Annotated in this window: 16 protein-coding genes and 1 tRNA gene; 7 read left to right on the top strand and 10 right to left on the bottom strand. The window is 67.2% G+C overall.

The features are described 5' to 3' along the window. Window positions 1–16 precede the first annotated feature (16 nt). Window positions 17–922: a cyclase family protein gene (locus NV1_RS15575; protein ID WP_067891479.1), complete on the bottom strand. Its 906-nt coding sequence runs from the start codon at window positions 920–922 to the stop codon at window positions 17–19. A 233-nt stretch (window positions 923–1,155) separates the two neighbouring features. Here NV1_RS15575 and NV1_RS15570 point away from each other — a divergent pair, with 233 nt between their 5' ends. After that, window positions 1,156–1,428 carry a hypothetical protein gene (locus tag NV1_RS15570; protein ID WP_157116952.1) on the top strand — a complete coding sequence of 91 codons (273 nt, stop codon included), beginning with the start codon at window positions 1,156–1,158 and terminating at the stop codon, window positions 1,426–1,428. Between the two features lie 136 nt (window positions 1,429–1,564). After that, the gene (locus NV1_RS15565; RefSeq protein ID WP_067891473.1) at window positions 1,565–1,918 is read left to right on the top strand and encodes a VOC family protein; all 354 of its coding nucleotides are present in this window, start codon (window positions 1,565–1,567) and stop codon (window positions 1,916–1,918) included. A 73-nt stretch (window positions 1,919–1,991) separates the two neighbouring features. Here the strand turns inward: NV1_RS15565 and NV1_RS15560 are convergent. Next, window positions 1,992–2,065: transfer RNA gene (locus NV1_RS15560), tRNA-Ile, on the bottom strand. A gap of 142 nt (window positions 2,066–2,207) precedes the next feature. Between NV1_RS15560 and NV1_RS15555 the strand changes: the two genes are divergently transcribed. Then, complete coding sequence (locus NV1_RS15555; RefSeq protein ID WP_174557451.1) at window positions 2,208–2,636, top strand: nitroreductase family deazaflavin-dependent oxidoreductase; 429 nt, start codon at window positions 2,208–2,210, stop codon at window positions 2,634–2,636. Between the two features lie 25 nt (window positions 2,637–2,661). Here the strand turns inward: NV1_RS15555 and NV1_RS15550 are convergent, their stop codons facing one another. Continuing rightward, window positions 2,662–3,657: a zinc-binding dehydrogenase gene (locus NV1_RS15550; RefSeq protein ID WP_067891964.1), complete on the bottom strand. Its 996-nt coding sequence runs from the start codon at window positions 3,655–3,657 to the stop codon at window positions 2,662–2,664. 264 nt (window positions 3,658–3,921) lie between these two features. On the opposite strand from NV1_RS15550, the gene NV1_RS15545 reads away from it, so the two are divergent. Continuing rightward, the gene (locus NV1_RS15545) at window positions 3,922–4,944 is read left to right on the top strand and encodes a TerC/Alx family metal homeostasis membrane protein (RefSeq protein ID WP_067891470.1); all 1,023 of its coding nucleotides are present in this window, start codon (window positions 3,922–3,924) and stop codon (window positions 4,942–4,944) included. A 108-nt stretch (window positions 4,945–5,052) separates the two neighbouring features. On the opposite strand, the gene NV1_RS15540 is transcribed toward NV1_RS15545, so the two are convergent. The 4 genes from NV1_RS15540 to NV1_RS15525 form a co-directional block, all read right to left on the bottom strand. Next, a complete protein-coding gene (locus tag NV1_RS15540) occupies window positions 5,053–6,822 on the bottom strand; it encodes an SDR family oxidoreductase (RefSeq protein WP_084525390.1) in 1,770 nt (589 codons plus the stop codon). A 49-nt stretch (window positions 6,823–6,871) separates the two neighbouring features. After that, window positions 6,872–7,978, bottom strand: coding sequence for a PDR/VanB family oxidoreductase (locus tag NV1_RS15535; protein ID WP_067891465.1), 1,107 nt, complete (start codon window positions 7,976–7,978; stop codon window positions 6,872–6,874). Continuing rightward, window positions 7,975–8,880 carry a metal-dependent hydrolase gene (locus tag NV1_RS15530; protein WP_067891459.1) on the bottom strand — a complete coding sequence of 302 codons (906 nt, stop codon included), beginning with the start codon at window positions 8,878–8,880 and terminating at the stop codon, window positions 7,975–7,977. The genes NV1_RS15535 and NV1_RS15530 overlap by 4 nt, the downstream gene beginning before the upstream one ends. A gap of 106 nt (window positions 8,881–8,986) precedes the next feature. Further along, window positions 8,987–9,433 carry a hypothetical protein gene (locus tag NV1_RS15525; protein ID WP_157116950.1) on the bottom strand — a complete coding sequence of 149 codons (447 nt, stop codon included), beginning with the start codon at window positions 9,431–9,433 and terminating at the stop codon, window positions 8,987–8,989. Between the two features lie 317 nt (window positions 9,434–9,750). On the opposite strand from NV1_RS15525, the gene NV1_RS15520 reads away from it, so the two are divergent. Then, on the top strand, window positions 9,751–10,731 hold the full coding sequence (locus NV1_RS15520; RefSeq protein WP_067891453.1) for an FAD-dependent monooxygenase: 981 nt from the start codon (window positions 9,751–9,753) through the stop codon (window positions 10,729–10,731). 82 nt (window positions 10,732–10,813) lie between these two features. Here NV1_RS15520 and NV1_RS15515 read toward each other — a convergent pair whose 3' ends face one another. Then, window positions 10,814–11,164 carry a winged helix-turn-helix transcriptional regulator gene (locus NV1_RS15515; RefSeq protein WP_067891450.1) on the bottom strand — a complete coding sequence of 117 codons (351 nt, stop codon included), beginning with the start codon at window positions 11,162–11,164 and terminating at the stop codon, window positions 10,814–10,816. Window positions 11,165–11,218: 54 nt separating this feature from the next. Here NV1_RS15515 and NV1_RS15510 point away from each other — a divergent pair, with 54 nt between their 5' ends. Then, window positions 11,219–11,956 (top strand): SDR family oxidoreductase, encoded by a 738-nt coding sequence (locus tag NV1_RS15510; RefSeq protein ID WP_245713731.1) that lies wholly within the window; start codon window positions 11,219–11,221, stop codon window positions 11,954–11,956. A 130-nt stretch (window positions 11,957–12,086) separates the two neighbouring features. Here the strand turns inward: NV1_RS15510 and NV1_RS15505 are convergent, their stop codons facing one another. Further along, entirely contained in the window at window positions 12,087–12,521 is a 435-nt protein-coding gene (locus tag NV1_RS15505; RefSeq protein ID WP_067891447.1) for a nuclear transport factor 2 family protein, read from the bottom strand. 96 nt (window positions 12,522–12,617) lie between these two features. On the opposite strand from NV1_RS15505, the gene NV1_RS15500 reads away from it, so the two are divergent. Beyond that, window positions 12,618–13,103 carry a MarR family winged helix-turn-helix transcriptional regulator gene (locus tag NV1_RS15500; RefSeq protein ID WP_067891444.1) on the top strand — a complete coding sequence of 162 codons (486 nt, stop codon included), beginning with the start codon at window positions 12,618–12,620 and terminating at the stop codon, window positions 13,101–13,103. A gap of 77 nt (window positions 13,104–13,180) precedes the next feature. Here NV1_RS15500 and NV1_RS15495 read toward each other — a convergent pair whose 3' ends face one another. Continuing rightward, a complete protein-coding gene (locus NV1_RS15495) occupies window positions 13,181–13,960 on the bottom strand; it encodes an enoyl-CoA hydratase-related protein (protein ID WP_067891442.1) in 780 nt (259 codons plus the stop codon). Between the last annotated feature and the right edge of the window lie 165 nt (window positions 13,961–14,125).

Raw genomic sequence — 14,125 nt, 5'->3', positions numbered from 1 at the left:
CGCATCCGCCGCACCGTCACCGGATCGCCATCGGGTTGATCGGTGAGCCGACACCGCGGGTGAACGACAGCGGCGGCCCGGCGTAGAAGAAGTCCCATCGGCCGTCGGCGGCACAGGCTTGCGCGAGGTCTTCGAAATCCAGCATTTCCGCGAGCGTCACACCCATATCGCGGATGAGCACCATATGCAGTTCGAATGCGGTGCCCGGATGTTCGCCCGGCATCACCTCCACGGCCCAGTTGTCCGAGCCGACGACGGCGATATCCCTCTCCCGCAACCATTTCGCGCAGGCCAGACTCAGTCCGGGCTCACCGGCCATGAAGCCGGCGGCATCGCGCTCGGTCAGGAATTTCCTGCGCCACCCGGTCCGGAACAACAGAATGTCGCCCGCGCCGATCTGCACGCCCTGCGCGGCGGCGACCTCGTCGAGTTCCTCGGGCCCGATCGCGGTCCCGGCCTCGAGCCAGTCCACTCCGCGCGCCCGCGCGATATCCAGCAGCACGCCGCGTCCGGCGATGCCGCCGGCCTGGGTGTGGATGCCGCACTTGTCCGCGCCCTTGACCGTCACCCCGTCACCCGGGTGCCCGTTGTAGAGCTGATCGTCGTAGTGCACGTGTGCCAGCGAATCGTATTGCGACCCGGCCTGCAGCGGCATGAAGACGAAGTCGTCGGCCCATTTGAAACCGCCCGGCAGCACCTGTTCCTGCCCGTTCTCCGACATCAACCGGATCGGATTGATCCGCAATCCCCCCGGCTGCGGCCCGTCCCCGTCGAGCGGAATTCCCAGCGTGAACACCTCGCCGGTGCGGACCAGCCCGGCCGCGGCCAACACCCGCTCGGCCGTCAGCAGATTCGTGGTCCCCCGCTCGTCATCGCTCCCCCACCGCCCCCAATTGCTGACCTCCCGGCCCAACGCGCGCATATCGGGAACTTCAGGCACCGCAGCCTCCTAGCTGGATCATTCATGACGTGACAGTCATGTCAACTTTCTCGCCCAGTGTGATCGACCGCACTACCGGTGTCAATAGCGCATCGCCGGGAGGGTTCAGGGATGGGCCCAGCGGGTGATCCCGGCAAATGGTCATCGACAGTGCAGTGCGGTCCGTACCGTCGATGGGGTGCACGATCGCGCGAAGTGGGATCGAGGTCACCGCAATGACCAAGCGCACCAATGCATCCGCCGCGACAATCGCCTACCTCGCGGCCGTTGAGCAACTGATCATCGCGATGCCCGATGGCAAGCTGTTCATCAGCGCGGACATCCTGAACATGATGCGCGCCAACGGGTCTCCCGAACTCCGCGAACGCCGGAACGTCGGTCCGACGCTGTTGCGTCCGCGCCGACGAGGTCACCCGCGATCTCGCCATCCCCGTCAGTCGCGACGATCACCCAGTCCTCTCGCGCAGCGCATCGAATGCTGCGGCTGAGCACCTTGCCGCCAACCGGGTCCGGTGCTCCGCTCGCGTGTCGGAGACCGCCACACTCGTCGAACAGGCTGGTCGGGCCGGGTGCGGCCTACTATCGTAGGAAATCAGCACCGACACCTTCCGGGAAAGGACCGTCATGAGCAGTCCAGTGGTGCATTGGGAGATCGGGGGGCCGGACGCGCCCGCCCTACGCAAGTTCTACGGCACGGTATTCGGGTGGCAGATGGCGGAGGCCGAGCCCGGCTACACCTTGGTCGAAGCATCCGACGGGGGCCTGGCAGGCGGCATCATGCAGACCAGCGAGGGCACGCCGGCCTATGTGACGATCTACATTCGCGTCGCCGACCTGGAGGCCACGCTCGCTCAGATCCAGCAGTTGGGTGGGACCGTCGTGGTGCCGCCTACGGCAATCAGCGATGCAATGTCGTTCGCGCTGTTCACCGACCCCGGCGGTGCGGTGGTCGGCATCCTGCAGAGCTCCGAGCAGTGACTGCGGCCGATGTGCGCTCACTGGATCGTCTCAGCTCCAGCATCCAGCGTTTCTGCTGATGAGAAGCTGTTTGTGGGGCGGGTGGGGCTCGAACCCACGACCAGCGGATTATGAGTCCGCGGCTCTAACCGACTGAGCTACCGCCCCCGACCGCGTGGTGTGCGCGGGTTGGGGCGATGGTACCGGGTTCGGGGGGCGTTCGCCTATTCGGATCGCCGTGGTCGGCGTTTTCCGGGACACCGAGTAGCAGATAGTGTGGCCGGTGAAGGGGACGGACGGGAGGATCGGCGTGGCGGGTCTGTTCGTGAACGTGTTGCGGGCGCATCAGTGGATCTACGAGCACAGCGGCGGGCTGGTGGGGCACCGGCTGCTGGCGGGCAATCCGACGTTGTTGCTGCGGACTGTCGGGCGGAAGTCGGGGCAGGCGCGGACCAGTGCGCTGACCTATGCGCGCGATGGGCGGGACTATCTGGTCACCGCCTCCAACGGCGGATCGCCGCGACCGCCGGGGTGGCTGGCGAATCTCAAAGCCGCGCCGGACTGCGAGATCCAGGTCGGGCGGCGGAAAATCGCGGTCAGCGCACGGGCGACGTATCCGGACGATGCGGACTACGCGCGCCGCTGGGGACTGGTCGACAAGGTGAATCAGGGGCGGTACACGCAGTACCAGAAGCAGACCCGCCGACCGATCGCGGTGGTCGTGCTCAGTCCGCGCTGACCGGGAACCGCCCCCGAAGCCACTTTCAGACCGTCAGGATCGTGCGTCCCACCGCCGCACGGGATTCGATTGCGGCATGCGCCGCTGCCGCATCGGCAAGCGGAAAGGTTTGCCCGACAACAACTTCCAGATTTTCCGCCGCAGCCTCGGCCAGGGCGCGGCGGCCGAGTACCTGCCAGTCGATATCGGCCCTGGTCATCTCCAGCAGAGTTTGCACCGTAATATTCTGTGCCGCCGCATATTCCGCGCGGTCTTCCAGGAAACCGCCTGCGGCGTTGCCGTATCCGAGGAAGCGGCCGCCGGGGGCGGTGGCGCTCAGGGCGTCCGCGCCGATCGGTCCGCCCGCACCGTCGAGTACTACCGCCACACCCGCACCATCGGTCGCCTCCCGGACCCGGTCCGCCCAGCCGGGGTTCTCGTAATCGACCACGACCTTCGCACCGAGGCGTCGGGCCAGTGCGAGTTTCGTCTCGCCGCGCGCCGCCGCGATCACGGAAGCGCCTGCCGCGGTCGCCAGTTGAGTGAGCAGCGTACCCAATCCGCCGCCCGCGGCGGTGATCAGCACCCACTCCCCCGGCCGAATCCGGGCCCGCTCGGCGATCATCATCGAGGTTCGCCCGTCGTGCACCAGAGCTGCGGCGCGAATGTCGTCCAGGCCGGCGGGGATCTCGTTCAACGTCTGCGCCTTCGCCAGCGCCCGGGTCGCATAGCCACCGGTGGGCAAGCCGCCGCCGATGCCACTGGCCGCGGTGGCCGTGGCCACTCGCTTGCCGATCCAGCCGGGATCGACGTCCGCACCGACGGCGGAAACCACGCCGGCGACCGCGCCGCCCGGAACGTACGGCGGTTCGACCGGGAAGAAGTCCCGGCCCCAGCCACTGCGCAGCCGCACGTCCAGGAACATCACATCGGCCGCCGTGACGTTCACGACCACCTGCCCCGGCCCGGCGACCGGATCGGACACTTCGGCCGGAACCAGAACCTCCGGTCCCCCGAACGACTTGACCTCCACCACATGCATATTCGGCCACATCCTCTCGTCTCGAACGATGGGACCAGCCTGATACCTCGAGTTATATTGAGGTCAATAGCCGTTCGCCGAGAGCGAGAACACATCGCCCGGGATTTGCCGGTCGCGATCGGACCCGACTAAGATCACCGGTGAGGGGAGTACTTCCCAAGTGCTATACCGGTCAGTACGGATTTCACAGTTGAGATCCCCGGGTGGCCGCCCGTTCCACGGGCGAAGGAGACCTCGGGTGTTTTGTCGTACCCGAGGAGTCCCATGAGTTCGACCACGACCGTTCTAGCATCATCCGAACTGCACACCATCGGATCGCCCTGGCTGTGGGCGGCGACCATCGCTGGTGTGTTGTTGCTGCTGGTGCTCGACTTCGCGGTCACCCGCCGCCCGCACGAGGTGTCGATGCGCGAGGCACTCGGGTGGACGGTGTTCTATCTGGCGCTGCCGATCACCTTCGGCATCGTCATCTGGGCGACCTACGGATCGCAACCGGGCACGGAATTCTTCACCGGCTACCTGCTCGAGAAATCGCTGTCGGTGGACAATCTGTTCATCTTCATGCTGCTCCTGGCGGCATTCGCGGTCCCGGCCCGGCTGGCCCAGCGGGTGTTGTTGTTCGGGATCGCGGGCGCGCTGGTACTGCGCGGCGTATTCATCGCACTCGGCGCCGCCGCACTCGCCGAACTGGATTGGGCATTCCTGTTGTTCGGCGCGATCCTGCTGTTCACCGCCGCGAAGTTGCTGAAGGACGCGATCATCGGACAGGAGGCCGAGGTAGAGGCCACCTCGCTGCGTTCGGTGCGACTGCTGCGCCGGGTACTGCCCGTGACCGACGGCTATCGCGGGACGCGGCTGAGCGTGCGGGAGGCAGGACGGCGCGCACTGACCCCGTTGGCCCTGGTGGTCGCCGCGGTGATGACCACCGATCTGGTCTTCGCGGTCGATTCGGTGCCCGCGGTCTACGGCGTCACCGGCGATCCTTATCTGGTGTTCGCCACCAACGCCTTCGCGCTGCTCGGCCTGCGCGCACTGTATTTCGTCCTGCACGCGGCGCTGAGCCGGCTGGTGCATCTCGCCTACGGGCTCGCCGTGATCCTGGCGTTCATCGGCGTGAAACTGGTGCTGCACTGGGCACACGACATCTGGGCGGGCGTCCCGCAGATTTCCACTGCCGCTTCACTGCTGGTGATCGTCGTGGTGCTGGCGGCGGTCACCACGACGAGCCTGTGGGCTACCCGGGGAAAGACCGAGAACGATTCCGCCCCGAAAACCCCCACACCGTAGCGAACAGCCCGGCCAACCATGCGTGGCTCGGCCGGCGATGGGTGATCTCCGGGGTCAGCGTCGACCGATGCCTCGAAAGTGGCGACAACTCGGTCGGTCCCAGCGGGCTCAGGTGAGCTTGACCCGCGCCGCCACGAACCGGGCGACCGCCGGGGCGAACCGCTGGAAGTGATACTGCAAATGGGCCTCCGGGGTCACCGGGACGACCTCGCGCCCGTTCTGGACGGCCCGCACGATCTGCTCGGCCACCTTCTCCGGGCCGTAGTGCCGCTTGCGGTACAGCGCATCGTATTTCGCCTGCTTGTCCGCCTCTTCCTGGGCGGACAGACCCGAGAACCGGGTCGTGGCAACGATATTGGTGTGCACGATGCCGGGGCAGATGGTGTGCACCTCGATACCGTTGCCGGCCAGTTCGGCGCGCAGGCAGTCCGAGAACATGAACACCGCCGACTTGCTCGTCGAATAGGCGCTGAATCCGCGCTGCGGCATATAGGCGGCCATACTCGACAGATTCACGATGTGCCCGCCGAGCCCGCGCTCGGCCATGGCCGCGCCGAAGGTGCGGCAGCCGTTGATCACCCCACCCAGATTCACCCGAAGCACCCGGTCGAAATCGGCCGCCGACGTCTCGAAGAAGTCGCCCGCCTGGCCGATTCCGGCATTGTTGATCAGGATATCGGGCACCGCATGCTCGGCGATGACCGCGGCGGCGTGCTCGGCGACCGCCTCCTCATCCGAGACGTCGACCGAATAAGCATGGGCCACACCGCCTTCGGCCTGCACCAGCGCGACGGTCTGTTTGGCCGCGTCCAGATTCAGGTCCGAGACCACGACCTGGGCGCCACGTCGGGCGAAGGACAGCGCCGTCTCACGGCCGATGCCGCTGCCGCCTCCGGTGATCACGACGAGTTGATCCTCGAACGCGCCGCGTTCGCGGCCCTGCACCACCTCGGCCCGGCGCAGCCCGCGCGTGGTCGTGCCACGGGTGAGCGAGTCGATGAGTTCGGTTGTGGCCGTGGCCAACAGTTCCGGATGCGAGAACGGCAGCCAGTGTCCGGCGGCCACCTCGCGACGCCACAGCCGCGAGGTCCACCGCGACTCGTCGGCGTATCCGGCGGGCCGCACGGCGACGTCGCGACGGGCGATCACCAGTTGCACCGGCACCTCGGTGTGCCGGTCGCGGGCGTTGACCAGGCGCTGCAGGATGTTCGCGCGGTAGATGCGCATGCCGTCGAAGAAATCCTCCTGAAACCTCGGTCCCAGACGTACATTCGCGGGTGCGGTCTCGTTCATGAGCCCGACGAATCGCTGCCAGATCGTAGCCGCCGACAGCGGCCGCAACACCACCCGCGGCACACCCGGAGTCATGAACAGGAAGGTGTACGCCGAGGACAGCAGCTGAGTGAACGGCCCCCACGCCGCCCCGCGAGAAAGCTTGGCGCGCATCCACTTTCCCATGTGATCCAGATTCGGCCCCGAGACCGAGGTGAACGACGCGATCCGCGCGTCGGCCCGCGGCTCGCAGACCGCCTCCCACATCTGCACCGATCCCCAGTCGTGGGCGAGCACGTGGACGGGTCGTTCGGGGCTGACCGCATCGGCCACCGCGAAGAAGTCCCCGGCGAAGGCGTCGAGCCGGTAGTCGCTGGTGCGGCTGGTGCGGGTGGAGCGGCCGTGGCCGCGGGTGTCGTAGGCGACGACGTGAAAATGCCCGGCCAGCAACGGAATCACCCGATCCCACAGATGATGATCGTCCGGCCAACCGTGCACCAGCACGACCGTCTCTGCGTCCGGATCGCCGTATTCGTAGACGGCCAGGTCGAATTCGCCGTTGCGGACGATGCGTTCGGCATCGGGAACGGGGGTCTGATCGGTCACGATATCTCCCTTCGGGGCCGGTGAACGTGAGACTTACGGGTGCGGAACCTCACAGGTCCAGCACCAGACGCTCACCGGCACACCGGGATACGCAGATGAGCATGTCGCCGGCGGCTCGCTCGGCATCGGTCAATACGGTGTCGCGATGATCGACCTGCCCGGACACCGTGCGCACCCGGCAGGTGCGGCAGAAGCCCTGACGGCACGAATACGGGCTGTCCGGGCGGACTTTCAGCAACTCCTGCAGAACCGTGCGATCGGCGGGCACCGCGATGACCTCGCCGGTGCGGGCCAATTCGACCTCGAACGCGACGCCGTCGCGGACGGGCAGAGGCGAGAACCGCTCGGAATGCAGTTCCACACCGGGCATCTCGCGCACGCGGTCGGCGATCAGCGTGGTCATCGGGACCGGGCCGCAGCAGTAGAGCGCGGTGTCGGTATCCACGCCGGGGAGCAGATCCCCGGCGGCGGGCAACCCGGATTCGTCGTCGGTGCGGATCCTCACCCTGGGGCCCAGCCGTTCGAGCTCGTCGAGGAAGGCCATCGAGTCCCGGTTGCGTCCGGTGTAGACCATCGACCAGTCGACGCCGAGCCGATGCGCCATCCGCACCATCGGCAGAATCGGCGTGATACCGATGCCGCCGGCCACGAAATGCACTCGGGCGGCATCGGACCCGTGTCCGGGCAGGACGAAGGGGAAGGCATTGCGCGGGCCGCGCACGATGATCGAACTGCCCACGGCGAGTGCCTCGTGCACCTCGCGCGAGCCGCCCTCACCGTCCGGAATGCGCCGCACGGCAATGCGATACGCGTGTCGCTCGGCCGGATCACCGCACAGCGAATACTGCCGCAACCGGCCCGAGGGCAGCTCCAGGTCCAGATGCGCACCGGGCCGCCAGCGCGGCAGCGCGCGACCGTCGGGTGCGGTGAGCAGCAGGCTGACCACGTCGGTGTCGTGCGCCTCCACCCGCCGCTGCGCGACCGTCAGCGTGATGCGGTGATCGTCCACCGCGCCCGTGGCGGTACCGCGGTTGACCAGGGCCGTCCAGCGCATCCGGGTCTCGGCGACCGCATCGATGACGCGAATCGCCCGGTCGCTGCGGCGCCTGCCGTACAGATCGGCCGGAGGCAGCAGCGGAATCCGCCGGAGGCTCACGACGCCATCGCCTGCGCGGCAGGTGATTTGGCCAGATAGGCGACCGCCTGCGCGGTCGAGCCGACCGATCCGGGGTCGTAACCGGGCCGCAGCACCGTGGCCGCGCTGCACAGCAGTGCCGGCACCCCAGGCAGCGCACCGCGCCACATCGCGCCGAACACCCGCAGCGCCAGGCGGGGGTACCACATATTCGGCAGCGAAGGATCTTGGTGCACAAGGTATTTGGTGCCGCGCAATAGCAGCGTCAGGAAGATCGGGAAGACGATCAGCATCAGCGCCGACCGGCGCAGATAGCCGACCTCGAAATACTGCGCCACATCGTGCGCGACATGCCGGTGCTCGACCTCCTCCGCACCGTGCCAGCGGAACAGATCCAGTACGCGCGGGTCCGCGCCGAAGCGCTCGAGATCGGCGTTGAGCACCCAGTCGCCGAGATAGGCGAAGAAGTGTTCCAGGGTGGCGATGAAGCCGATGCGTTCCACCAGAGTCTGGAATTCCGCCGCGGCGCCCTGTCCGGGCCGGGGGCCGAGGGTCTTGCGGAACAGGAACTCCATCTGACGCACGTACGCGTCGACGTCGACGCCGTGCGCGGTGAGCACCTGTTGCAGCACGTCGTTGTGGGTTTCGGCGTGCATCGACTCCTGACCGATGAAACCGAGCATCTGCTCGCGCAGCTTCTCGTCCCGCACCAGCGGCAGCGCCTCGGAGAACGCCAGCACGAACATCCGCTCCCCTTCGGGCAGCAGCAGGTTCAGCGCGTTGATCACGTGGGAGGCGATCGGCTCGTCCGCCATCCAGCGCAGGGGCGTATCGCGCCAGTCGAACTGCACATTGCGCGCGTGCAGGGCTACCTCGCCCGGATCGGTCCTGTCACGAGGCGGCCACAGGGGAAGTAGCTTCATCGGTACTCCTGGTCTCGTCGTGCGGCGTCACCGCCGCCGATACCCGAGCGTAGCAAAATTTCGGGTATATATGCGACCAGGAGTTACATCTATACCGTCGGGGCTGTCACCGCTGCTCGACCAGGGGAAAGCGCGAGGTCTTGCCGGACGAGTCGGTGGTGGTGGCCTTGGTGTAGAGGTTCGCGGGCTGGACCGGATCGGACAGGACGATGTGCACCGGCTTGGTGACGTAGTTCCCGGCGGCACAGTTGGGCGTGCAGGTGTTGTCGCGTTCGGTGCCGTCGCCCTCGGCCTTGTCCGCAGCCCAGGAGGTCCAGGTGATCTTCTCGACCTGCACGCCCAGATCCGCACAGGCGAGAATCAGGTTCTGCGGGCGTACGGCCGGTTTGTCGAACGAGCAGTCCAGCACGTCGGGCAGCGAGTCGCCCCGCCCCGCGGAACGGACGCCGGTGCCCGGCGCCGGGGAACTCGGTGAACCACATCCGGCAACCGCGGCGATGACCGCCGTCGCCACACAGCATCCGATGCGCACACGCCTGCGATTCGTTCTCATGTCCACCATGTTCACGCTCCCAAGTCCGTCGCCGGTCACCCCGCGTGGTCGACCGCAGCACCGCCGCAGGTTCCGGCAGGCTAACGCACGTTCGTGACACGCCGCGACACACCCGCCGCGAACGTCCCGAACGAGGTGTGATCGATGTCGGCCCGAGACTCTCTCAGTGGCGCAGAATTGTTGACAATGCTAGTAATTGGAGGAGATCGATTCGGACCGGACGTCGTTCCGCGGGGCGCGCGAGGGTCGACGATATAGCCACGCTAGGAGAAAAATTGACCAGGCTGCACCGGACATCGGCGGCCTAGGAATCACATATGGTGACGATCCTCGGAGGCGGCATCGCGGGCACCGTGCTCGCGGGTGGGCTGGCGCGAGCGGGCCACCCTGCCGTCGTCTACGAACGCAGACCCAACGTGCGCGGGGGCGCATTCCTGTTTCTGGACGCCCACGCGCACCGGACGCTGGCCGACCTCGGCGTTCCCGCCGATCAACTCGCCGGCGCGTCCTATCCGGTCGACGGGTTCCGGGTCGGCGCACCGGCCGCCGAGGTGCGTGAATCGCCCGCGGCCGGGCATCGGCTGTATCACCGCACCGACCTTATGCGGGTACTGACCGAATTCGCTTGGGCCGCAGACGCGGACATCCGCTACGGGACGGCGATCAGCGATCTGGACCCGGACCGCGGCGTGTTGTATCCCGGTGGGACCGCGGCCGATCTGCTCATCGCCGCCGACGGAATCGACTCGATCGCCCGCACCCGGCTCGAACCCGAGCGCGTCGCCGAATATGCCGGACAGGTCGTGCTTTACGCGACCGCCGCGCCCGGCACCCGACCCGATACCACACCTTCGGTCCTGCATTTCCACCGGCACGGCACCGACGCTCCGGCCACCTTCGGGCATTTCTGGAACGACAACGTCGCGGTCTGGTTCGTACGACTGACTCGCGGGCCGATCGCGGTGGGCTACACCGGGTTCCACCCACTGGCGCGATGGTACGAGCCGATCCGCGCCGCCCTGCCCGAGATCCCCTATCTGCTGGACACCCTGCTCGACCGCACCGCGATGGTGCACGTCTCCAACGCCCGCCGCGTCCCGTTGACCAAGGCCCTCCCGCCGCGACTACCCGTAATCCTTTGCGGGGATGCCGATCACGCGCTCAGCCCCGAATCCGGAGTCGGTGCGCGCAATGCCATCGACGATGCCGCGGCGTTGTGTCGCGCTCTGCTGAACGGCGATGATCCCGCCGACACCATGGCCCGGCGGCGCGCGGAGATGCTCGCCCAACTCGGTTGAGCCGCAACGCCTCAGAAGGCGAGGACGTGGCTGCCGCGGTCGGCCGCCCGACAGGCGTCGAGGTACGGCCCATACTGATGTTTCAGGCCGGGTCCTCGGCGTCCGGACCGCCGATCGTGTCGTGCCAGCGCTCCGCCCACACCCACAGCTGCTCGAGCGCCCGGCCCAGTTCGACACCCGGATAGGTCAGCTCATACGACTTGTCGGGGCGTTTGACGATGATTCCAGCGGTCTGCAACGTCTGCAGACGTACCGACAGCATGCTGGACGAACAGTTGTCCATGCGGCGGCGCAACTCCAGGAAGCCCAGCGGCCCCGGTTCCAGCTCCCAGATCACACGCAGCATCCAACGCTGGCCCAGCAGCTCCATCGCCTGGGTGGGCGCCGCGGCCGGATCACGCCGGGGTGTTCCCGGATCTCTTGCGCTTCTCATTCAGAACTACCATAGTTGCTTCTGAAATAGAAGCGATCGAGTAAGGAGGCTCGGGTGGGTTCGAGCAGAATCGCGCTGGTGACCGGGGCATCGCGCGGCATCGGAGCGGCCACGGCCCGGATTCTGGCCGCCCGCGGTGATCACGTGATCGTCAACTACCGCGAGAAGCGCAGGCGCGCACAGGATCTCGCCGATGAGATCGCTTCGGACGGGGGTAGCGCGTCGATCGCCGGGGCCAATCTGTCCGACGCGTCCGCCGCGCAGGCGCTGACCCGGCAGATCGTCGACCGCTTCGGACGCTTGGATGTGTTGGTACTCAACGCATCCGGCGGTCTCGAGCGCGGCGCGGCGCCGGACTATCCGATGTCGGTCAACCGCGACGCGCAGTTGCGACTGGTTCGGCTGCTGCTGCCACATATGCCCGCCGGCGCGCACATCGTCTTCGTCACCAGCCACCAGGCGCATTTCCAGGGCCGCAAACCCGTGCCCGCGGAGTACGAGCCCATCGCCGCCAGCAAGCGCGCGGGCGAGGATGCGTTGCGCGATATGATCACCGAATTCGATTCTCGCCGAATTGGTTTCACCGTCGTCTCGGGCGATATGATCGACGGCACGATCATCGTCCGCCTACTGCAACGCCGCGATCCGGACGCGGTCGCCGCCCGAACCGAGCACGGCGCACTGCCGACCGTGGACGAATTCGCCACGGCCGTAGCCGATGCGACCACCGGCGACTACCCGCTCGGGCACACCATGTACATCGGCGGTGAGGATTACCTCGCCCACACGTGAACTCGGGGCATCGGCCACTGCACGCCCCGCAGCTCGGTCGCGCCACCGGGCCTCGAGCGCGACTACGAGCGGGTCCGGACCGCCGTAGCGGCGGGATCACGGTGCCGGTCCTACCTCGTCGCAAGCGCGGTTACAGTACCCGCTCGAGTGCTCCGGTCAGCGCGATCGCGTTGATCTCCAGGCGGTCGAAGCGCCAGCCGTTGTCCGTGCGGCGCGCGTGGTAGTGGGCGATCCCGGCCGCGACGGCTTCGGTCTTGTCGTCGATGAGGAACACGGCGATATCGTGCGCGTGCACCGTGGCGGTGTCGCCGTCGAGGTCGATGACGAGGTTGGACTTGTTGTGCAGGGTGCGCGCGTAGGTGTCGTGGCCTGCGCGAACGAGCCCGATCAGGGCGTCGATGCCGCTGACTTGCCCGCGCGGAGAGGTGACGACGACATCCTCGGTGAAGAGCCGGTCGGTCTCGGCGAAGCGGCCCTCGTCGATCCAAAGGCTGTGGCGGGCAACCAGATCGGCGAGTTCGGCACGGTCGGCGAGGTCACGGATGAGGGTTTCGGTGCTGGTCATGAGAACTTCCCCAATCTGTTCGGAACACTAACGTTCGAGCTACTAATGAACTTAGATCGTTAGTGACACTAACGCAAGTGGGGTAGGCTGACCTTCATGGATAAGGGCGACGACCTGCGATTCGACGACGGTCAGCAGACCCCTGATCGGCTCAAGGCTCAGCTGTCACGTCTGATCGGAATGACGGCCGCCCAGACGCACCGCGTCGCGGGCGAAGCCCTGCGCACGGTCGGAGCCCACAAGGACCACTTCGTGGCGCTCGCCGCGCTCGCCGAATTCGGCCCCGCGAGCCAGGCGGCGTTGTCGGGGCGCGCCCGGATCTACAAGAGCGACCTGGTATCGGTCCTCAACGACCTCGAACAACGCGGCTGGGTCCGCCGCGCCCCCGACCCAGCCGACAAACGACGCAACGTCATCACCATCACCGCAGCCGGAAAGGGCCATCTCGCCGAACTCGACCGCATCCTCGACGGTGTCAACGAGCACATCATGGCGCCGCTCAGCCACGACGAACGTGTACAGCTGTTCGACCTGCTCGGCCGCATCAACACACACCTCGCCGGCCCACCCGGCCACGCCTGATCGCCCGCTCGAATCAGCCCAGCCGAAACTGTCACAACCCTCGTCGTCGAACGGCGAAAGTCGTTGGGAGACATGTCCTAATCCGGCCAGACCGGTGGACGCTTCTCCAGGAACGCGGCCATGCCCTCGCGAGCGCCGGGCAGTTGGGAGGCCGCCGCCATGACCTCGACGGCCAGGGCGTAGGCATCGGCTTCGGGGCGGTCGAGCTGTGCGTACAGGGTGTGTTTGCCGAGGGCCTTGCTGGCGCGGCTGCCGCGGGTCGCGCGGGCGAGCAGCTCGGCGACGGCGATGTCGAGATCCGCATCGGGAACCGCACGGTTGATCAGGCCCCATTCCGCGGCTGTGCGGGCGTCGATCGGATCCCCGGTCAGGGCCAGTTCCATCAGGCGTTTGCGGCCCACGGCACGTGCCACCGGGACCGCCGGCGTATGGCAGAACCAGCCGCCCTTGCCGCCGGGCAGCGCGAACCCCGCCGATTCGGCGGCGATCGCGAGGTCACAGGAGGCGACCAGCTGACATCCGGCCGCGGTGGCCAGGCCGTGTACCCGTGCGATGACCACCTGCGGCGCGGCCTCGATGGCAGTCATCAGTTCGGTGCACAACCTCAGCAGTTCGCGCACGCCGACCAGGTCCCGGGACGCGACGTCGGCGAAGTCGTGACCGGCCGAGAACACCGGACCGCGAGCACCCAGCACGATCCCGGTCGCATCGCTCGCGGCGGCGGCCCGGAACGCGGCCAGCAGTTCGGTCAGATGCTCGGCCGAGAGCGCGTTGCGCCGCTCGGGGCGGTTCATCGTGATGTGGACGGTGTCACCGTCCCGGTCGACGAGCAGATGCTCGAACTCCACGGTGGTCATACCCCCACGGTAGTTCCGACCGCAGCGGAGGTGAACGAAATGAACCACAGACGCCGAGCAGGCAGAGCACCCACCACAGGTAACGGCATAGGTTGTCACCATCACCAACCGCCCGGCTCGGTCACGAGGCTTCGCCGCCATGCGGTCGAGTACTGCAGCAGTTGG

It is taken from the genome of Nocardia vaccinii NBRC 15922, from assembly GCF_001613305.1.
Lineage (GTDB): Bacteria > Actinomycetota > Actinomycetes > Mycobacteriales > Mycobacteriaceae > Nocardia > Nocardia vaccinii.
The sequence above is the reverse complement of the archived record's forward strand: the minus strand, read 5'-3'. Positions and strand labels throughout refer to the sequence as shown.

Bases quoted from the DNA above. Each gene is read 5' to 3' on its own strand.
- NV1_RS15575 (WP_067891479.1), bottom strand. From the start codon at position 922: ATGCGCGCGTTGGGCCGGGAGGTCAGCAATTGGGGGCGGTGGGGGAGC.
- NV1_RS15570 (WP_157116952.1), top strand. From the start codon at position 1,156: ATGACCAAGCGCACCAATGCATCCGCCGCGACAATCGCCTACCTCGCG.
- NV1_RS15565 (WP_067891473.1), top strand. From the start codon at position 1,565: ATGAGCAGTCCAGTGGTGCATTGGGAGATCGGGGGGCCGGACGCGCCC.
- NV1_RS15550 (WP_067891964.1), bottom strand. From the start codon at position 3,657: ATGCATGTGGTGGAGGTCAAGTCGTTCGGGGGACCGGAGGTTCTGGTT.
- NV1_RS15545 (WP_067891470.1), top strand. From the start codon at position 3,922: ATGAGTTCGACCACGACCGTTCTAGCATCATCCGAACTGCACACCATC.
- NV1_RS15530 (WP_067891459.1), bottom strand. From the start codon at position 8,880: ATGAAGCTACTTCCCCTGTGGCCGCCTCGTGACAGGACCGATCCGGGC.
- NV1_RS15525 (WP_157116950.1), bottom strand. From the start codon at position 9,433: ATGAGAACGAATCGCAGGCGTGTGCGCATCGGATGCTGTGTGGCGACG.
- NV1_RS15520 (WP_067891453.1), top strand. From the start codon at position 9,751: ATGGTGACGATCCTCGGAGGCGGCATCGCGGGCACCGTGCTCGCGGGT.
- NV1_RS15515 (WP_067891450.1), bottom strand. From the start codon at position 11,164: ATGAGAAGCGCAAGAGATCCGGGAACACCCCGGCGTGATCCGGCCGCG.
- NV1_RS15505 (WP_067891447.1), bottom strand. From the start codon at position 12,521: ATGACCAGCACCGAAACCCTCATCCGTGACCTCGCCGACCGTGCCGAA.
- NV1_RS15500 (WP_067891444.1), top strand. From the start codon at position 12,618: ATGGATAAGGGCGACGACCTGCGATTCGACGACGGTCAGCAGACCCCT.
- NV1_RS15495 (WP_067891442.1), bottom strand. From the start codon at position 13,960: ATGACCACCGTGGAGTTCGAGCATCTGCTCGTCGACCGGGACGGTGAC.